Origin of the sequence: Ruegeria sp. SCSIO 43209, from assembly GCF_019904295.1 — a bacterium.
Lineage (GTDB): Bacteria > Pseudomonadota > Alphaproteobacteria > Rhodobacterales > Rhodobacteraceae > Ruegeria.
This window is the reverse complement of the sequence record NZ_CP065362.1, coordinates 259,477-277,179: the sequence shown is the minus strand read 5'-3', so window position 1 is coordinate 277,179 and position 17,703 is coordinate 259,477. Positions and strand designations below refer to the sequence as shown.

The window sequence follows — 17,703 nt, the reverse complement described above, 5'->3', positions numbered from 1 at the left end:
ATATAGTATTTGAAATGATATCCTCGTCAAGGCAGGCTTCGGCCATTGGCAGGGGGTGCAATGGGCGATCTGACACAGAAAATCATCGGCTATGATCTTTGGCACCTTGAGTTGCCCGTGACGTCTCGCCGTGATCATGGCATCGGGTCCGTCGAAGGAACATGCGAAGTCGTCGTCCTGCGGCTGAGATCCGAGGACGGCAGTGAAGGATTTGGTGAGGCCTCTCCCTGGTCTGTCTTCACGGGCACCCCAGAGGCCACTTATGCAGCCCTTGATCGCTATTTGCGCCCACTTGTGGTTGGGGCCAGAGTGGGCGACCGTTCAGCGATCATGGCACAGGCAGCTTATGCCGTGGCTCATTGCACCGAGGCGAAAGCTGCATTGGAAACCGCTTTGCTGGATCTTGCGGGCAGAATCAGCGAGGTTCCTGTTTGGTCTCTGCTGGGCGGGAAGTGCCGAGGAACCATTCCACTCAGTTGCTCAATTGCGAACCCGGATTTTGCTCAGGATGTTGAGCTGCTGGCACAATTGCAGGCCGACGGCGTTCGGATTGTAAAGCTCAAGACCGGGTTCAAGGATCACGCCTTCGATATCATGCGGTTGGAGTATCTCGCGCAGAACCATCCGGATTTCAGGGTTCGTGTTGATTACAATCAGGGGCTCAGTATCGAGGACGCACCGGCACAGGTTCGCGATGTTGCGCAATTCGCTCCGGATTTCATTGAGCAACCTGTCCGCGCTCATCAATTCAGCATGATGGGCAAGTTGCGACAGATGATTGACGTCCCACTTCTAGCTGATGAGAGCGTCTTTGGCCCCGAAGACATGGAACGGGCAGCGCGTGACGGTATCTGTGACGGGGTTTCAGTGAAAATCATGAAATCAGGTGGCCCGACGCGAGGCCAGACTGTGGCCCGTATCGCTGCTGCACATGGTTTGACAGCCTATGGCGGTGATATGTTCGAGGCCGGATTGGCGCATCTGGCAGGCACACATATGATTGCTGCAACACCTGAGATAACGTTGGGCTGCGAGTTCTATCAAGCCTCCTACTTCCTGAAAGAAGACATTCTTGAAAGCCCCTTCCAAGTAAGCAGCGGCGAAGTTGTAGTCCCTGACGCACCCGGCCTCGGAAACAGGCCTGATGTAACCAAGCTTGAGCAGTATGCAGTGGCCAAGGCGGTCGTGGCATGAGCGAGAAGAAGACCATAGCGATCATCGGCGCCGGGATCGTTGGCGTGTCTGCTGCGGTATGGCTGCAGCGGGATGGTCACAAGGTAATCCTGATCGACAAGGCCGGACCGGGAGAGGGCACCTCACATGGCAATGGGGGCGTGCTGGCGTCCTGCTCGATTGTTCCGGTGACTGTTCCAGGGCTGCTCCGGAAGGCGCCCAAAATGCTGCTAAGCCCGTCTCAGCCGTTGTTCCTGAGATGGGGGTATCTTCCAAAGCTGATCCCTTGGCTAACCCGCTATCTGAGTCATGCGAATGCATCAGATGTGGAACGCATCGCGTCAGCTTTGACGCCAATTGTTGGCGATAGCCTGAACGACCACAAAGCGTTGGCCGAGGGAACAGGCGCTGAAAAGTGGATTGTGCCGTCTGACTATCTGTTCTTGTACAAGGACCGCGCGCATTTCAATGATGATGCGTTTGGCTGGGACATTCGGCGCAGAAACGGATTCACATGGGACGAATTGGAAGGCCCGGGCTTTCACGCCTACGACCCGGTCTATAGTGAAGATATCGGTTTTGCGGCGAAACTTTCGAATCATGGCCACATCACGGATCCAGGTCGGTACGTCAAAGATCTGGCGGCGTATGTCGAGGCACATGGGGGCACAATCCTACGTGCAGCGATCGATGACGTGGTTCAGGAAAATGGCCGCGTAACTGGTATACGGGCGGCAGGCGAAACCATCGCGTGCGATACGGCAATTGTAACTGCGGGCGTTTGGTCGGGGCCTTTGGCTAAGCGTTTAGGCATTTCTGTTCCCCTTGAAACCGAACGCGGCTATCATCTTGAATTGGTGGAGCCTTCTGCCATGCCGCGCAGTCCGGTCATGGTGGTTTCCGGCAAATTTGTCGCCACACCGATGGATGGCCGCATTCGTTTGGCTGGCATCGTGGAATTTGGCGGTCTTGATGCGCCACCCTCACGCGCGCCGTTTGAATTGATGCGCAAGAATGCCCGGATGGCCTTCCCGGGTTTGACATGGAAGGAGGAAGTGGAATGGATGGGGCACCGCCCAGCACCAACCGACTCGATCCCGATTATCGGTGAGGCTCCGGGGATCAGCGGTGCGTATATGGGCTTTGGGCACCATCACATTGGCCTGACAGGCGGGCCGAAAACGGGGCGACTTCTGGCCCAGATGATTGCGGGCAGAACACCGAACACTGACATGAGCGTCTACGCGCCCTCGCGTTTCGCAACATAGAAATGACTGGCGAAGAACGCCGGCACCTCAAAACTCAACAGGGAGAAACATGATGAAAAAACTGACAAGCCTTCTGGCAGCAACCGCTCTGACGGCTGCCGCAGCAGCGCCAGTAATGGCAGAGAAATGGGATATGCCGATGGCCTATTCGGCATCAAACTTCCACTCGGCCACGGGCGCGGAGTTCGCCAAATGTGTGACCACCGGCACAGGTGGTGAGATTGAGATTGTCACGCACCCTTCCGGCTCGCTGTTCAAAGGTGCCGACATCAAGCGTGCGATCCAGACCGGGCAAGCCCCGATTGGTGAGCGTCTGCTGTCTGGGCACCAGAACGAAAACGCGCTGTTCGGCTTTGATTCCATCCCGTTCCTGGCCACGTCATTCGATGATAGCGCCAAGCTGTGGGATGCGGCAAAGCCGTCCATCGAAAAGCTGCTGGCTGAACAGAACCTGACGCTGCTTTACGCCGTGCCTTGGCCGCCTCAAGGGCTTTATTTCAAGAACGAAGTGAACTCGGTTGCGGATATGGAGGGGATCAAGTTCCGCTCCTACAACAACGCCACCTCACGCCTGGCCGAACTGACTGGGATGCTGCCCGTCACCATCGAGGCGGCTGAGATTAGCCAGGCCTTTGCCACCGGAGTAGCGGATTCCATGGTATCATCCGGGTCGACCGGCTATGACCGGAAGGTCTGGGAAAGCCTGAACTACTTCTATGAAGTGGATGCCTGGTTGCCGCGCAACTACGTGATGGTGAACTCGGATGTCTGGGCCGGTGTCTCGGATGCGAACAAGAACGTCATCAAAGGCTGTGCGGAACTGGCCGAGTATGCAGGTAACTGGCGCGCCAAGGAATATACCGGCTTTACGCTTCAGGGTCTGCGCGATGGCGGCATGACAGTTGGTCCTGCATCCGAACAGATGACGAATGAGCTGAAAGAAATCGGCGTCACCATGACCAACGAATGGCTTGAGGCCGCCGGAGACGAAGGCAAAGCTATCGTCGACGCGTTCAACTCTCAGTAACCATTCGAATGCGGGCGGCAGTTCATCCTGCCGTCTGCTCCCAATCCACAAAAAGCACAGCGGGGACAGCATGGCGGCAATGCGAGGGCTCAGGTCCGTACTGGATTTCATTTATCTGGCAGCAGGGGTTCTGGCGGCGCTCAGCCTGATTGCCATTCTGGTGTTGATTGTTGTGCAAATGCTGGCCCGTTGGACCGGTGAGGTGTTTCCCGGCGCGCCAGACTATGCTGGATATGCGATGGCCGCTGCGTCTTTTCTGGCCTTCGCCAACGCCCTGAACCGAGGCAGCCATATTAGAGTCTCCATTCTCCTGAACGCGGTTCCCGATGGCTTTCGCAGAATTCTGGAAATCTGGTGCTTTGCGATTGGTTCGGCGGTCATGTGGTATTTCTGCTGGTATGCCTATCGCTTTGTGTACTGGAGCTGGAAGTTCAACGATATCAGCCAGGGGCAAGATAAAACCGCCCTTTGGATACCGCAATCTACCATGCTGATCGGAGCGGTCATTCTGGCCATCGCGCTGACTGATCACCTGTTCCATGTCCTGTTCAAGGGTGATCACCGCATCACCCGTGATCTGGCCGATCAGAGCCACGGAGAGTAAGAGCATGGAAAATATATCCGTTATTATCCTCTTCCTCTTTGTCCTTTTCACCTTGCTGGGCACCGGTGTCTGGGTCGGGCTCGCTCTGATGGGCGTCGCCTGGGTCGGGATGGAGCTGTTCACGACGCGCCCGGTGGGTGATGTGATGATCACGACGATCTGGTCGGCTTCGTCATCCTGGACGCTGACCGCCTTGCCGATGTTCATTTGGATGGGCGAGATCCTCTACCGAACGCGATTGTCCGAAGACATGTTCAAAGGCCTGTCGCCGTGGATGGCACCTTTGCCCGGAGGGCTGGTTCACACGAATATCGTAGGCTGTACGGTGTTTGCCGCGGTATCGGGGTCATCTGCCGCGACGTTGACCACGGTTGGCAAGATGTCGATCCCGGAACTGCGAAAGCGCAACTATCCCGAACGCATGGTCATCGGCACGCTGACCGGCGCGGCAACACTTGGGCTAATGATCCCACCGTCACTGACGTTGATCGTGTACGGCGTTACGATCAACGAGTCCATTACCAAGCTGTTCTTTGCAGGCATCCTGCCCGGTCTTGTGCTTGCCGCAATGTTCATGGGCTATGTCGCCATCTATTCGAAAGTTGGCAAAGACTGGAACCCCAACGATGAGAGCAAGCTGACCTTTTCCGAAAAGATTAAGAACTCTCGCTTTCTGTTGCCAGTGATCCTGCTGATCATGGTGGTAATCGGATCGATGTATCTGGGTTATGCTACGGCGACCGAGGCGGCGGCTTTCGGTGTGATTGGCGGACTGCTACTGGCAGCAGGGCAGGGATCGTTGAACTGGAAGACCTTCACTGAAAGTTTGATGGGCGCAACCCGCACCAGTGCGATGATTGCGCTGATCCTAGCGGGTGCTGCGTTCCTGTCATTGTCGATGGGCTTTACCGGCCTGCCGCGCGGGCTTGCGGATTTGATCGCGGGCTGGGAACTGACCCGGTTCGAACTGCTCATGGTTCTGCTGGTATTCTACGTCATTCTGGGATGCTTCCTTGATGGGATTTCTTCGGTTGTGCTAACCATGGCCGTTGTCGAGCCTATGATCCGGGACGCCGGGATCGATCTGATCTGGTTCGGAATCTTCATCGTGGTCGTTGTCGAGATGGCGCAGATCACACCGCCTATTGGTTTCAACCTGTTCGTGATGCAGGGCATGACTAACCATGAAATGAGCTATATCGCCCGCGCTGCGATCCCGATGTTCCTGATCATGGTGCTGATGGTGTTCGTTCTGATCTGGTTCCCCGAGTTGGCGACGTGGCTGCCCGAAAACCTGCGTCAAAGCCCCGGTGGGTAGACTCCGTTGAACCCGCTTCACCTCGCGGCGCGTCACGGCCCATATGTGTTGGTATCGGGCCTTGCCGCAGGCCTTCTGCTGCCGGGGCTGGCCGCACCGATGCGGCCTCTATTGCCGCCCTTGGTCATGCTCCTGCTGTTTTTGACGCTGCTGCGAATGCAGCCGGGGGCCATTGTGGGTTCGCTGGTTGACCTGCGAAAAGTTGCGGGAACGATTACCGCCTTTCAATTGGTTTTGCCGTTGTCTGTCGTTGGGATTGGAATTGCCTGCGGATGGACCGGTTCGCCAGTTTTTTTGGCATTGCTTGTCATGGCTGCAGCCCCATCAATATCCGGCAGCCCCAATATGTGCCTGATGATGGGCTATTCTGCGGAACCGGCGATGCGACTGGTCGTGGTTGGAACGGCTGTTTTGCCACTGACCGCGTTACCGATCTTTTGGCTGATGCCGGAACTGGGTGATCTCAGGGCGGTCCTGATGACCGCGCTTCGGCTTTTTCTTACCATCACAATAGCAATTCTCGCGGCTGTCATATTGCGCCGCACGATGCTGCGCCAACCTTCAAAGTCTACGCTTTTGAACGTGGAAGGTGCGGCAACGATTACTCTGTCCGTTTTCGTTGTTGGCCTGATGCCATCACTGAGCGCAACCGCACTTGTGGACCCGCGTGTCGCGCTGTTCTGGATCGCGTTTGCCTGTCTGATCAACTTTGGGGCTCAGGTTGTCTCATTCCAATTCACACGAACTCGAATGCCCGGTGCCGAGGCTACGGCGGTGTCTCTGATCGCCGGAAACCGGAACATCGCAATATTCTTCGTTGCACTGCCACCTGAAGTGACCGCGCCGATCATGGTGTTCATCGGGGCCTATCAGATACCGATGTACCTGACGCCGCTGATCATGCGCCGACTGTATCAGACGGCTTCCGCAACCAGTTGATTTAAGTCAGAGACGTTGGTGGAACCAGCCCTACTGCCGATCCCCGACCCCGACACTGACATAGGCCTCAAAACCCGATCCCAGCACCATGGTGGACGAGTAGATATTGCGCAGGTCGACCATGCGGGGCGATTTCATCGTCTCCGCCAGTTCGCTCAGGTTCAGGGCGCGGAACTCGTTCCATTCTGTCAGCAAGACAACAACGTCCGCATCTTTGGCCGCGGCGTAGGGATCATCCATCCACTTGACGCCAGGAAGCAGCGCTTCCCCCTCGGCACGGCCTTGCGGATCGACAACGCGGACCTGGGCACCGCCACCGATCAGGGCGGGAACGATAGTCAGGGAAGGTGCGTCGCGCATATCATCGGTGTTGGGCTTGAAAGTCACACCCAGAACCGCCACGGTCTTGCCATTGAAGCTGTCATCGCAGGCATCCCGGATCTTCTCGATCATCCGCTTCTTGACCTCATCGTTCACACGAATGACGGTTTCGGTGATCTGCATCGGGTGGGCAAAATCCTGTCCGATCCGGGCAAGTGCAGCGGTGTCTTTCGGAAAACACGAGCCGCCATAGCCAGGGCCTGCGTGCAGAAACTTGTTGCCGATCCGCCCATCCAGACCAATACCGCGCGCCACCTCTTTGACATCGCCGCCTGCCCGCTCGCAAAGACCGGCGATTTCATTGATGAACGTGATTTTGGTCGCCAGGAATGCGTTCGCCGCGTATTTGATCATCTCGGCGCTTTCTAGATCAGTGGTCAGGATCGGAAAGTCACGCAGATAAAGCGGGCGGTAAATCTCGGCCATGACATCCGCCGCTCGTTCGCTTTCGACCCCTACGACAACACGATCCGGGCGCATAAAATCATCAATTGCAGCGCCCTCGCGCAGGAATTCGGGGTTCGATGCGACGTCGAATTCCGCCTTCGGATTTGCACCCGAGACAACTTCATGAACCTTGCGGTTGGTGCCGACCGGGACAGTCGATTTGGTTACGACAACCGTATAGCCGGTGATGGCCTGAGCGATTTCTTCGGCGGCGGCCATCACATAAGTCAGATCAGCGTGCCCGTCCCCGCGTCTCGTAGGTGTGCCCACCGCGATGAACACCGCGTCCGCGCCGTCGACCGCAGCGGCCAGGTCGGTGGTAAAGGTCAGGCGGCCAGCAGCCACGTTCTTGGCCATGAGCACATCAAGGCCCGGCTCGTAAATCGGCACCTCTCCATTCTGAAGCATCTTGATCTTGCGATCGGATTTATCGACGCAAATCACATCATGGCCAAAGTCCGAAAAGCAAACCCCGGACACCAAACCGACATATCCGGTGCCAATCATCGCAATGCGCATTTATCGAATTCCTTCTTTTGGGTTTCGCCAATGGCGCATTTCCTGGTCTCTTTCAACCGCTGAACTAAGAGCTTTTGGGGCTCGATAATTACAACCGCCTAGGCATTGCCGGCTGCTTTCGACAACAGCTCGGCACTTCTGAGGTGTTGCGGGCGATAGGGCAAAATCATCAGACTGTCTCTTGGCGACCGAATATGCTTGTTGTGGTGAATTGTTCAAGTGCTGTTCGTGGCTTGCGTTGAACTGGCTATCTGGTCTCGGCGAAGAACGGCGTGTTGCGATCAAGATTCGTTGCCAGATCGGATTTTCGACGATGGCATTCGTTCGACCGCTGGCGCGCATTCTCAATCCTACACGTAATATCAGGCACTTCTTCGCTTCAGCAGGCGTTGGGCATAGCCAGAATGCGAAGCTTCATATAGTCTCACAATCAGTTTTCGTGGTGTCGAGCGGCGGTGCGAGCAATCTGTTAATTATTTTAAGGCTTCGCGATGGGGGGCATGTTCTCGTTTTTGGGTTCCGGGGAAGGCGTTGGCCTTAAATCTCCACGCCGCATGAGCGCCGGTCGCGGAGCGCGCTGATGGTGCTGCACCCCACCGGCCCGGAAACTGATCTTGGCGCGATGGAGCACCGCCATCTGACTGTCATGATGGTGGATCTTGTCGAGTCCACGGTATTGGCTCAAATGCTTGAGCCCGAAGATTTGCTGTCTACGACATTACGTTATCATAAACTGGTCGAACAAATTGCCGATGAGTTCGGGGGCAGGGTGCTGCAGATCGTGGGCGACGGTATCCTCGTCGCCTTTGGTTGGCCTGCTGCGTCTGAAAATAATGCCGAGCGCGCCCTACGCGCGGCGCTGCGCATCCACACTGATCTGCCCGCAATGGCGGGTCCGCTCGATCTCAGGTGTCGGATTGGGATCGCATCCGGCGTGGTTCTTGTCGGGGACATCGCGCTTGGGACCAATATTCAGCCCGACGCGATTTTTGGATCGACGCTAAATCTTGCGGCACGTCTTCAGTCGTTGGCGACCCCCGGTGGAACAATGGTTTCTGCGGCAACACGAGCGCTTGGGGCCGAGCAAATGGAGTTCGAGCCGCAAGGCGTTCAGAACCTCGCGGGGTTCGACCGGCCTGTTCCAGTTTATCGATTGACCGGTGAAGGCAAGGATCAGGCCCGCCGCCATAACCGCACCCCGTTGCTTGGCCGCAAAGCCGAACGCGGACAACTCCGCCGCGCGTGGAAAGATGTGGAAGCCGGAAGAGGGCGGGTGATTCACATATTGGGTGAGGCAGGGATTGGCAAATCGCACCTGATCCGTGATCTGCGTTCGTCGGTCGGGCCGCAGGCATGGGTGACCTATCACTGCAGCCCGTTCCATGTCAGCACACCGTTCTTTCCCTTCATATCACAGGTCGAACGGTGGTGCGGCATCCACAATCAGGACGATATTGCCGCGCGTCGCAACCGGTTGTCAGAACATCTGAGCGATATTCTGGACGACGCGCAACTTCGCACGCTGTATTTCATTCTTGCCCCGGGCCCTGGCGACAGCGGGACGACCAGTGAGGACGAACTGCGCGCGCAACTGAGTGACATATTCATCCGCGTCTACCAAAAACTCAGCCGAGAGGGGCCGGTGCTTGTCGTGGTTGAGGATATGCAATGGGTCGACCCATCGACCCTTTCGGTGCTGCGCGACGTGGCCGAGCATCTGACATCACTTCCCGTCCTGATGTTGATGGTTTCGCGGATGCCGGCGCCATCAGCGATCAAAGAGAGCATACCGTCTCTTGAGCAATTGTCGCTTCCACCGCTCGATGATGCGACATCGTCAGAACTGGCCAAGGCGGCCTCGGGTGAGCGCCTTGACGACCGCACCACGGCGCAGATTTTGGCGCGGGGCAATGGCGTGCCCCTTTTCATCAAGGAGTGCTCTGCCGCCATCGCTGCGTCGCCTGAACGTATCGTGGACAACATTCCCGCCACGTTGCATGACCTCCTGGCGCAACAGGTGGACGAGGTCGGAGAACTCCGACGCGCCGCGATCGAGGCCGCTGTTATTGGTGGTGCCTTTGGGGCACCTTTGCTGGCTCAGATCAGTGAACTGACTGAAGACGAGTCCGAAGACGCTATCTTCGGGCTCGCCGCCACGGGTATTTTGCAACATCTGCCCGGCGCGAATGACGACGCAGAAATGATCTGGCGGTTCCGCCATGAATTGGTGCGCGAGGCGGCATATCAAAGCCTTGTGCGGGACCGTCGCATTCATTTGCATCGACGCACGGCAGAAGCCCTTGCCGCCCAACCGGAAGCCGCCCGACAGCCTGAACAAATAGCGCGGCACTGGGAACTGGCCGGTGAAACAACGAAGGCGGTGGCCGCCTGGTCGGAGGCCGCGCGGCTGAACCTGAGGCGGCACGCAAATCGCGAAGGGGCTCAGCATGCCCGAAACGGATTGCGGCTGTTGGACGAGTTGCCCGCAGACCAACGCGATGAAGCTGAATTGAACTTGCAATTCCTTCTGGCCGCTGCCGAACGCGTGCATGTCGGTTATGGTGCCGAGCCCGCAATCGATGCCTTTGGGCGCAGTTTTGAACTGGCTGAAAAGCTGGGCGACAGACGTACTCTTGTTCGCGCGGGCAGGGGTCTCTTTACCGCTGCAATGGTCAAAGGTGATTACCAGAACGCCGAGCAATGGGGGCAAGCGATCATCGATGCGTATGACGATCACCACACCCGAATGGTCGGAAACTACATCTGTGGGGCCGCGCTATCCCCGCGCGGTCGGTTTCAGGATGCGGCAGCAGCTCTGGAACAAGCGGCGTCTCATGCGGATGCGCATCGCGCCGAAGCTGGAAACAGCCCCGATATTGCAGCCGTGATACAAATCGAGAGTATGAGCGCGCTGGTTGACAGCTTTCAGGGCAAAACTGAGGCGGCACTCGCCAAAGCCAAGCGGGCAGTTGACGCCGCGATTGCATCGGGCCAGCCCTTGATCATCGCAAATGCAATGCATTGGTTGACCGAAATCCACATGCAGATGGACCACCCGGATTATGCGCGTATGGCCAAGGCGCTGAGCGCGGCTGTTCAGGACAAGGGCGGCCCTTATTACCAAGCTGTTGCGACGGCCCATCTTGCCGGGGCTGCCATCAGAACCGGCGAGGCCACAGAGGGCGTGGCCATGCTGCAGGCCGCTTGGGGAAGGATGCACGCAACGGGTGCCGAGGCGGCTGGCGTGCTCGTCAACGCCGAGCTCGCACGGGGCTATCTTGCTCTGGGTGAGATTCAAAAAGGGTTGGATGCGGTGGGGGCTGGTCTGACATGTGCAGAAAACACTGACGAGCGGAACTATGAAGCTGAAATCTACCGGATAAAGGCGGCTCTTCTACTGGAACAAGGTGGTCCGTTCGACGCGGCTGAGGCGGCTTTGCGTGAAGCTATTGCCGTGGCAAATAATCAGGGCGCGGCGCTGTATGAATTGCGCGCGCTGAGTGATCTTGCCTGCATCCGGCCAGCCGATACGGAAGTTGCCGCGCGGATTACTGAGCTGGAAGAGCGCGGTCGCGTCTTAGGTCCCGCCGGGACGTCGACCTAAAGTGCAGTCTTCGGGTTGCAGGTCCAAGCCAACAAAACGCGCCACCTGCGAGAATGACGAAGTTTTCTTCAACAACTGAAAACCTTTCTCTGAAAAAGTCTCAGCCGAGTACAAGTTTTTGGACACCATCGGGTTGTTCATAAGCTGCGTGATTGCGTCATACGCCACCATCGATGTCATCAGATCGCCCATGATCACATCGCCCTTGTGCTGTTCCGCAAAGAGACCAGGGAACAACTCGACCCTATTGACGTCGCAATAAAGCCGGCTCAGGTCGGCAATCAATTCGTCCGCAAACGGCTGATCACCAACCATCTCAGTAAAGTTTGAATGCGGTTTGCGGCAGAAATGATGACGATAAGTGTTCAGCGACGGAAGACGCGCCTTACGCGTCAGGGCAATTGTAGCTTCGACAGGGGCAGGAGCACCGGGCGCAGGCCTTTGGAACAGGAAATCGGGCGTGTTGCGCAGCGACATGCGGGCCGCAGGTTGGCGCGACAATGATCGGATCATTTCCGCCAAGCCCGTTTGTTCGACCAGTCGTGGATTGAATCTGAACCCCTCCGGGCCAACCTGTGCGCCGTCGATTATGAATCGCTCGGGGATCATCGAATGCCAGCGGTAGAGCAAATTGAACTCAATCGCGATCTGGTTGGAATGATGCCACGGTTGCCAGCGATTGACGCCAACAGGCAGTTTGAATGGCATATTGGCGATGTGGGCGATGTAGTCCTCAAGCACAAGCTTGATCAGCAATGCGATCAAGGTGCAGCGTGTGGTCTGGAACACACGCTCTTTATCCCAGCCTGATATGCCGCGCTTTTCGCGCCACAACAGATCGGCAAAGGTGTTATGGGCGCGCAACATCAGTGTATTGATCGCGATATAACCTATGGTACCATTGCCATTATCGAGCCCGGTTGCATGAAAATCGAGCAGTAGCTGGTCAATCGCGTGATCGCTGAGACCCGGATGCGCCCGTTTCACCGCATTCCACAGCTTGCATGGATCGTGCAGGGGCTTTCCGTAATTCTCGCCAGTGGCAAGACTGCCATCAAAGGGGGGCGCAAGCTTAACACCACCGGATTGGTTCTTTTGAAACAGCTTCGGGGCCCACATCTCGCCTTGTGTATCCAGACGAAAGGCCAACCGGTGGGTTAATTCATTGGTATCGGGATCGCGTTCGCGCAGCATGTCGGTCTGAAAATCGTTCAGCCCGTAGATTTGGCACAGATCGACCTCGTGGTTCGAATCCGTCTGATCAACCGGTCCTTTCGCCCCAAAGGTGCGCAGGAAACTGTCGGTAAACCATTGTGCGGCCGAGATAAACAAAAGTGTCGATCCTTGCGGGCACATCAAGGTAAGCGGGCTGCCATCCATTTGTGTCCGTCGGCGAAAGAGATCAGCAACTTCGCTTTCCGACGGCAGGACGGGTGAGAGGTCTTCTGGCGTTGTATGCCGACCGATCCAGCGATGGGAAAACACGCCGGGCCATGTCGTGTAGTCTGCGCCCATCGTATAGGGCCGCGGTCGGTGGATCTTCGCGGCGTTTGCAAGCCTGATCGCGGCTAAATAGCTCGTAACGGGTGGGGAGATCTTGAATCCGAGTTTGATCAGATCATCAACGTCCAGCATCAATACATCTCCGTTTGGTCATCGATTCGGGAACCGGGCGCTGGCCAAGCTCAGATAGGTTCTGAGCCGGATCGCATTAATCGGTCCTAAAGGTTCGTGATCTGCCGTGACACGCCAGGGCGCGAAGCTCATCGCGTCTCCATTCTGCGGATCAAATTCTGCACCTTTGGGAATCGTGATATCCGCCACGGGCGTGACGGTATGATGGTACGGATCAAGAGGTGCATCTGGTTGCGGGTCGCATGCCCACCGGATGCGATTGTCGAGCACATCGAATTCGTCGGCCGGGCGCGGGGGCTCAATCACACACAGCTCGAAGTGATTTTCTCCATCGGCCACGTCTTGCCGCAAACACTGCCCGATCCCATCTGGGTCGTCTACCGGATGTGCCGGAATTTTTGGTTTCGCGCTGCGGGCCAAGTATCTGACCGTTAGATCGGGGCCCAGCCGATACGGTGTTGTCGACCAGAAATGGACCTCAAAAGGCGAGTGCATATAGTTCGAGGCAAAATCACTCGCGACGCGAAACTGACGCTTGCCTTCACGAGTGAGGAAGGCGCGAAATCCTGCGCGCAGCCCTTTGGTGATCAACCTAAGGCTCCATTTTCGTCGCCCTTTGATCGCGTGCTGGACCGCTTGTAATGTGGCGACAAGCCTGCCCAATCGCTCATATTCATCGGGGACGTAGCTGGGAAACACATCCTGATCGACCAATACAAAATCGAACTCGTCGCTGAGTTGTGTGGTCCCCAGATGCGCAAGTGCTTCGGCGTCGATCAGCTTGGGGCCTGGCACGTCAAAAAGCTTGATCGCCATCCCGTGGGCATCCGATTTCCGGTCATCCAGATGCGCGCCGTTGGAAAAGCGAAGTGCGGCTGAATAGGCTGCGGGCTGTTCAAACAGGCCGTGACGGAACTGTTCTGGTAGATCGTTTCTGACGGTGAATATTGCAGCCACACACCCGTGACTGCGCCCATGCTGAGCCCTTAAGCGATGGCCTTTCCACCGTGCAACGGCCTCGAGATTGTGGTCAATGACATCATCAACAATATCCGGCGGCAATGCGTTTTGCGAAACATGTGTCAAAGAACCGTCTCCTTGGATAAACCCAGGCAATGATCAAACAGGGGTAAGGTGCTGACAAAGCTAAACCTCTAAATTTGTTCAGCTTACCTCAGATTGTCTAATTTCCAAACACACCAACTATGGACAACCGTGGCCAGACAAATTCGGCGCGCAGCCCAAGCTATTCGGTTGGTGCTTCGGACACGTGGTTGGCGGCGCTCGATCCTCGACCAGAGTTGGGTGCCTTCGACTTTATCATTGACGTGTCCGGTGTTCTCGGGCACTCAATCGATTGATGGTTCCCGGTGGCGTTGCCGCGGGATGAAAAGGGAATACGGTGAGGCTTGCCAAAAGGTGCCAATTCCGTAACTGCCCCCGCAACTGTAAGCGGTGAGCAAGGCCAAACAGCCACTGGTCCACAGGATCGGGAAGGTTGGCCGAGCGCGGACCCGCAAGTCAGGAGACCTGCCATCAGATGTTTAACCAACCCGGGGCGGGGCGTCCTGGAAGGAGGCTTTGATGGCGCGTCAATCGCGTGTTTACATTGTCGGCAGCTTCCGCATGCGCTTGGAAACAAGTGGAGTGGACCATGCCAGATACGCCTGATCATTTCATTCTAGTCTGCGAAAGCTGCACTGAAGGGCTGCCCCTTGATGAAATTTGCGATGCGTTGACTGGGAAATTACCTCGCAGTTTTGCGATCCGCGCGTCGTCTTGCATGGCAGGCTGCGATAGTCCCAGAACGGTTGGGTTCCAGGCCGTAGGAAAGGCGCAATACCTTTTTGGTGGCATTCAGACCGCGGATGAGGTGCAGGCGCTGGCTGAGTTTGCAGCGCAGTATCGTGAAAGCCCGGATGGCTGGACAAATGCCACTGATCGCCCGCAGGCGTTGTCCAATAAAACCCTCTCGCGCATGCCGCGGATCGAACAGGGAGCATCGCAATGACGTTGCCACCCTTTCTGATTGCCGAAAACCTTGAGTATTATGCCCTTAACGGAGATGTCCTGTTGCAGGGCGTCTCGTTCGAGTTGGACGAGGGTTCCATTCTAGCCATCGCCGGCCCGAACGGGGCGGGGAAAACGACGCTTCTCAATCTGTTGTGCGGCGCTGAGCCGCTGGCACTTGGCGATGTTCGGATCAAAGGACGCAGTCTGAAAAAGCTCACGGCCAAAGAGCGTGCGCGCATGATTGCAGTGGTAGGTCAGCAGGAACTGCCCGATGGACGCTTGGCGTTACGCGATTATGTTGCGCTGGGGCAAATACCCATCCGTGCGGACCGCTCTGCCGAAGGCCACGCGCAAGAGCTGGACCGGATTTTAGACCTGACTGGTCTCGCCAATCTCGCGGACAAGCGCATGGCCCAACTGTCCGGAGGCGAACGTCAGCGTGCCCATATCGCGCGCGCTTTGGCGCAAAACCCTTCGTTGCTGTTTCTGGACGAACCGACCAACCATCTGGATCCTGATGCAAAAGGGCGGATGCTGTCTTTGGTCGCCGAGCTTGGGATCACCGTGGTCATGATCGTACACGATCTGGTCATGATCCCCGAATTCGCCACACACGTGGCGCTGATGAAATCGACCCGCATGATCGAGTTTGGGTCGGTGGACAAGGTGCTGACACCCGAAAGAGTCCGCGAAACTTTTGGCGTTGATTTCCTCTGCTTTCTCCACGAAGGCCGCGTGATTCCGGCGCTTGATATTCGAAGAACCACAGTCTCAACTTAGTCGAAGGAACACACTGAGATGAAATACATCTGGCCCGTGGCGTTGGCCACCGCCATGGCAAGCGGTGCTGCTGCGCAAGAAGTCACCGTAGACAACTGCGGCGAACCGCTGGTTTTTGATACCGCGCCCGAGCGCCTGGTTGTGCATGACATGAACATGACCGATATGGCCTTTGCATTGGGTCTGCAGGACAAGATCGTCGGCCTGACCGGCATCACCGGCTGGTACAAGACCAGCCCTGATTTTGATGCTCTGCGCGGCGACATCCCCGAGCTTGCGCCGAAATATCCGACCGTCGAAAACCTGGTGGCGGTTGAACCCGACCTGTTCTTTGCCGGTTGGTACTATGGCATGAAGCCGGGTGGTGATGTGACCCCAGATACACTGGAACCGTTCGGAATCAAGACCTTGGTTCTAACCGAAAGCTGTGTCCATCTGGACAAGGATCGCCCCGAAGCCAGCATGGATCTTCTGTTTGGCGATGTGTTGCGCTTGGGCAAGGTGATGCAAGTCGAAGACAAGGCCGAAGCTCTGGTCTCGGGCTGGAAAGAGCAGCTGGCAGCGATCGAAGCCAAGACTGCTGAACTGCCCAAGCCCCGCGTCTTTCTTCTGGATGGTCCTGCAGATGCTCCGTTTACCGCTGGTAAATTCGCGATTCCCGATGCGATGATCACAGCCGCCGGTGGTGAAAACGTCACTCATGACATGGACACGAGCTGGGGCCGCACTTCGTGGGAGGCCGTTGCCGCATCGAACCCGGAATTCCTGGTTTTGTTGGATTATCAGACCGGCAATGGCGCCGAGGACACCTTCAAGTTCCTGCAGGAACATCCCGTCATGTCGCAGACTGACGCCGTCAAGAACGAGCGCTGGATCGGATTGCGCTACGAGGAGCTGACGCCGGGACCGGCAAATATCGAAGCGATCTCGAAGATGGCGCGCGCGATGCATCCGGGTCAGAGCTGATATGGGCCGATTGGGCCTGACGTTGTTGCTGGGGGCGGTCGTTCTGACCGCCCTTTTGCTGATTTCCACGATCTACGGCACAACCTCGATTCCTTTGTCCGACACCTTCACCGCGATATTGCGCGGTACCGGGTTGCAGGACGGAGAGATGTCACCGCTGCATAGGATCGTATTCGACCTGCGATTGCCCCGCGCTTTGTTTGCAGCCGTGATCGGTGGCGGGCTGGGCATCGTTGGCGTGGTGCTGCAAACGACCACACGTAATGACCTTGCCGATCCATTTCTGTTCGGCCTGTCCTCGGGCGCGGCAGCGGGGGCGGTGTTTGTAATTACCGTGACCGGAGATATTCTGGGTTTCTGGACTCTGCCGCTGGCTGCCTTTTGCGGCGGTCTTGTGGCGTCGGGCATCGTGCTGGCGCTGGTTCATGGGCTTCGCACTAGCGCACCGGAAAAGCTGATCCTTGCGGGTCTGGCTGTGTCATTTTTGTTTTCGGCCATCACCAACTATCTGATCTTCGCCGGTGATAGCCGCGCCGCTCATTCTGTCATCTTCTGGATGCTGGGGGGGCTGGGCCTGGCCCGTTGGGAGACGTTCCCGCTGGTGTGCATCGGTCTGCTGCTGATCCTGAGCTATTCGCTTTATCGCAGCCGCTGGTTGGATGCGCTGCTGACCGGGGATTTGACTGCCGCTACTCTGGGTGTGCCGGTTCGGGGTCTGCGGTTCAGCATGTTTTTCACCGCAGCGTTGGCAACGGCCGTGTTTGTTTCCGTAGCCGGAGTGATTGGTTTTGTCGGTCTGATGGTGCCGCATATTGCACGCGGGATCGCAGGTCCCTTGCACAAAAACCTTCTACCAACCGCCGCTATGGTTGGTGCTGCCTTGTTGACCGGCTCTGACATTCTCAGCAGGCTTATGCTGGCTCCGCAGGAATTGCCGGTGGGGATCGTCACAACTTCAATCGGATCGGTGTTTGTATTCTTGCTTTTATTCAGGACTGCGAGAAATCAACGGTAAGGCCCTCGATCTTC

At 56.9% G+C, this 17,703-nt stretch carries 15 protein-coding genes and 1 riboswitch; of the genes, 12 read left to right on the top strand and 3 right to left on the bottom strand.

The window, feature by feature from the left end; translation table 11 throughout:
• Nucleotides 1–60: 60 nt before the first annotated feature.
• The 6 genes from I5192_RS20690 to I5192_RS20665 all read left to right on the top strand — a co-directional run bounded on the left by I5192_RS20690 (nucleotide 61) and on the right by I5192_RS20665 (nucleotide 6,329).
• Complete coding sequence (locus I5192_RS20690; protein WP_223118447.1) at nucleotides 61–1,194, top strand: enolase C-terminal domain-like protein; 1,134 nt, start codon at nucleotides 61–63, stop codon at nucleotides 1,192–1,194.
• Nucleotides 1,191–2,441, top strand: coding sequence for an FAD-binding oxidoreductase (locus tag I5192_RS20685; protein WP_223118445.1), 1,251 nt, complete (start codon nucleotides 1,191–1,193; stop codon nucleotides 2,439–2,441). The genes I5192_RS20690 and I5192_RS20685 overlap by 4 nt, the downstream gene beginning before the upstream one ends.
• Before the next feature lie 52 nt (nucleotides 2,442–2,493).
• Nucleotides 2,494–3,468 (top strand): TRAP transporter substrate-binding protein, encoded by a 975-nt coding sequence (locus tag I5192_RS20680; RefSeq protein ID WP_170393799.1) that lies wholly within the window; start codon nucleotides 2,494–2,496, stop codon nucleotides 3,466–3,468.
• Nucleotides 3,469–3,538: 70 nt separating this feature from the next.
• Nucleotides 3,539–4,072, top strand: a complete 534-nt coding sequence (locus tag I5192_RS20675) for a TRAP transporter small permease (RefSeq protein WP_170406962.1) — start codon at nucleotides 3,539–3,541, stop codon at nucleotides 4,070–4,072.
• Nucleotides 4,073–4,076: 4 nt separating this feature from the next.
• Nucleotides 4,077–5,390 (top strand): TRAP transporter large permease, encoded by a 1,314-nt coding sequence (locus I5192_RS20670; protein WP_223118444.1) that lies wholly within the window; start codon nucleotides 4,077–4,079, stop codon nucleotides 5,388–5,390.
• A 6-nt stretch (nucleotides 5,391–5,396) separates the two neighbouring features.
• Nucleotides 5,397–6,329, top strand: a complete 933-nt coding sequence (locus I5192_RS20665) for a hypothetical protein (protein WP_223118443.1) — start codon at nucleotides 5,397–5,399, stop codon at nucleotides 6,327–6,329.
• 30 nt (nucleotides 6,330–6,359) lie between these two features.
• Here I5192_RS20665 and I5192_RS20660 read toward each other — a convergent pair whose 3' ends face one another.
• Nucleotides 6,360–7,676: a UDP-glucose/GDP-mannose dehydrogenase family protein gene (locus I5192_RS20660; protein ID WP_223118441.1), complete on the bottom strand. Its 1,317-nt coding sequence runs from the start codon at nucleotides 7,674–7,676 to the stop codon at nucleotides 6,360–6,362.
• 580 nt (nucleotides 7,677–8,256) lie between these two features.
• On the opposite strand from I5192_RS20660, the gene I5192_RS20655 reads away from it, so the two are divergent.
• Nucleotides 8,257–11,280: an AAA family ATPase gene (locus I5192_RS20655; protein ID WP_223118440.1), complete on the top strand. Its 3,024-nt coding sequence runs from the start codon at nucleotides 8,257–8,259 to the stop codon at nucleotides 11,278–11,280.
• Here the strand turns inward: I5192_RS20655 and I5192_RS20650 are convergent.
• Nucleotides 11,254–12,915: a peroxidase family protein gene (locus I5192_RS20650; protein ID WP_223118438.1), complete on the bottom strand. Its 1,662-nt coding sequence runs from the start codon at nucleotides 12,913–12,915 to the stop codon at nucleotides 11,254–11,256. The genes I5192_RS20655 and I5192_RS20650 overlap by 27 nt on opposite strands.
• 18 nt (nucleotides 12,916–12,933) lie before the next feature.
• Nucleotides 12,934–14,001, bottom strand: a complete 1,068-nt coding sequence (locus I5192_RS20645) for a hypothetical protein (RefSeq protein ID WP_223118436.1) — start codon at nucleotides 13,999–14,001, stop codon at nucleotides 12,934–12,936.
• A 119-nt stretch (nucleotides 14,002–14,120) separates the two neighbouring features.
• Between I5192_RS20645 and I5192_RS20640 the strand changes: the two genes are divergently transcribed.
• The 5 genes from I5192_RS20640 to I5192_RS20620 all read left to right on the top strand — a co-directional run bounded on the left by I5192_RS20640 (nucleotide 14,121) and on the right by I5192_RS20620 (nucleotide 17,689).
• Nucleotides 14,121–14,276, top strand: coding sequence for a hypothetical protein (locus tag I5192_RS20640; protein ID WP_170422553.1), 156 nt, complete (start codon nucleotides 14,121–14,123; stop codon nucleotides 14,274–14,276).
• Nucleotides 14,260–14,468, top strand: a riboswitch (cobalamin riboswitch). Its footprint overlaps the gene before it by 17 nt.
• Nucleotides 14,469–14,569: 101 nt before the next feature.
• Nucleotides 14,570–14,926 carry a DUF1636 family protein gene (locus I5192_RS20635; RefSeq protein ID WP_170393816.1) on the top strand — a complete coding sequence of 119 codons (357 nt, stop codon included), beginning with the start codon at nucleotides 14,570–14,572 and terminating at the stop codon, nucleotides 14,924–14,926.
• Nucleotides 14,923–15,708, top strand: coding sequence for an ABC transporter ATP-binding protein (locus tag I5192_RS20630; protein WP_223118435.1), 786 nt, complete (start codon nucleotides 14,923–14,925; stop codon nucleotides 15,706–15,708). The genes I5192_RS20635 and I5192_RS20630 overlap by 4 nt, the downstream gene beginning before the upstream one ends.
• 18 nt (nucleotides 15,709–15,726) lie before the next feature.
• On the top strand, nucleotides 15,727–16,674 hold the full coding sequence (locus I5192_RS20625; RefSeq protein WP_170509081.1) for an ABC transporter substrate-binding protein: 948 nt from the start codon (nucleotides 15,727–15,729) through the stop codon (nucleotides 16,672–16,674).
• Nucleotide 16,675: 1 nt separating this feature from the next.
• The gene (locus I5192_RS20620; protein WP_223118433.1) at nucleotides 16,676–17,689 is read left to right on the top strand and encodes an iron ABC transporter permease; all 1,014 of its coding nucleotides are present in this window, start codon (nucleotides 16,676–16,678) and stop codon (nucleotides 17,687–17,689) included.
• Nucleotides 17,690–17,703: the final 14 nt, after the last annotated feature.

Coding starts and splice junctions, on each gene's coding strand:
- I5192_RS20690 (WP_223118447.1), top strand. CDS start 61: ATGGGCGATCTGACACAGAAAATCATCGGCTATGATCTTTGGCACCTT.
- I5192_RS20685 (WP_223118445.1), top strand. CDS start 1,191: ATGAGCGAGAAGAAGACCATAGCGATCATCGGCGCCGGGATCGTTGGC.
- I5192_RS20680 (WP_170393799.1), top strand. CDS start 2,494: ATGAAAAAACTGACAAGCCTTCTGGCAGCAACCGCTCTGACGGCTGCC.
- I5192_RS20675 (WP_170406962.1), top strand. CDS start 3,539: ATGGCGGCAATGCGAGGGCTCAGGTCCGTACTGGATTTCATTTATCTG.
- I5192_RS20670 (WP_223118444.1), top strand. CDS start 4,077: ATGGAAAATATATCCGTTATTATCCTCTTCCTCTTTGTCCTTTTCACC.
- I5192_RS20660 (WP_223118441.1), bottom strand. CDS start 7,676: ATGCGCATTGCGATGATTGGCACCGGATATGTCGGTTTGGTGTCCGGG.
- I5192_RS20655 (WP_223118440.1), top strand. CDS start 8,257: ATGGTGCTGCACCCCACCGGCCCGGAAACTGATCTTGGCGCGATGGAG.
- I5192_RS20650 (WP_223118438.1), bottom strand. CDS start 12,915: ATGCTGGACGTTGATGATCTGATCAAACTCGGATTCAAGATCTCCCCA.
- I5192_RS20640 (WP_170422553.1), top strand. CDS start 14,121: ATGGACAACCGTGGCCAGACAAATTCGGCGCGCAGCCCAAGCTATTCG.
- I5192_RS20635 (WP_170393816.1), top strand. CDS start 14,570: ATGCCAGATACGCCTGATCATTTCATTCTAGTCTGCGAAAGCTGCACT.
- I5192_RS20630 (WP_223118435.1), top strand. CDS start 14,923: ATGACGTTGCCACCCTTTCTGATTGCCGAAAACCTTGAGTATTATGCC.
- I5192_RS20625 (WP_170509081.1), top strand. CDS start 15,727: ATGAAATACATCTGGCCCGTGGCGTTGGCCACCGCCATGGCAAGCGGT.
- I5192_RS20620 (WP_223118433.1), top strand. CDS start 16,676: ATGGGCCGATTGGGCCTGACGTTGTTGCTGGGGGCGGTCGTTCTGACC.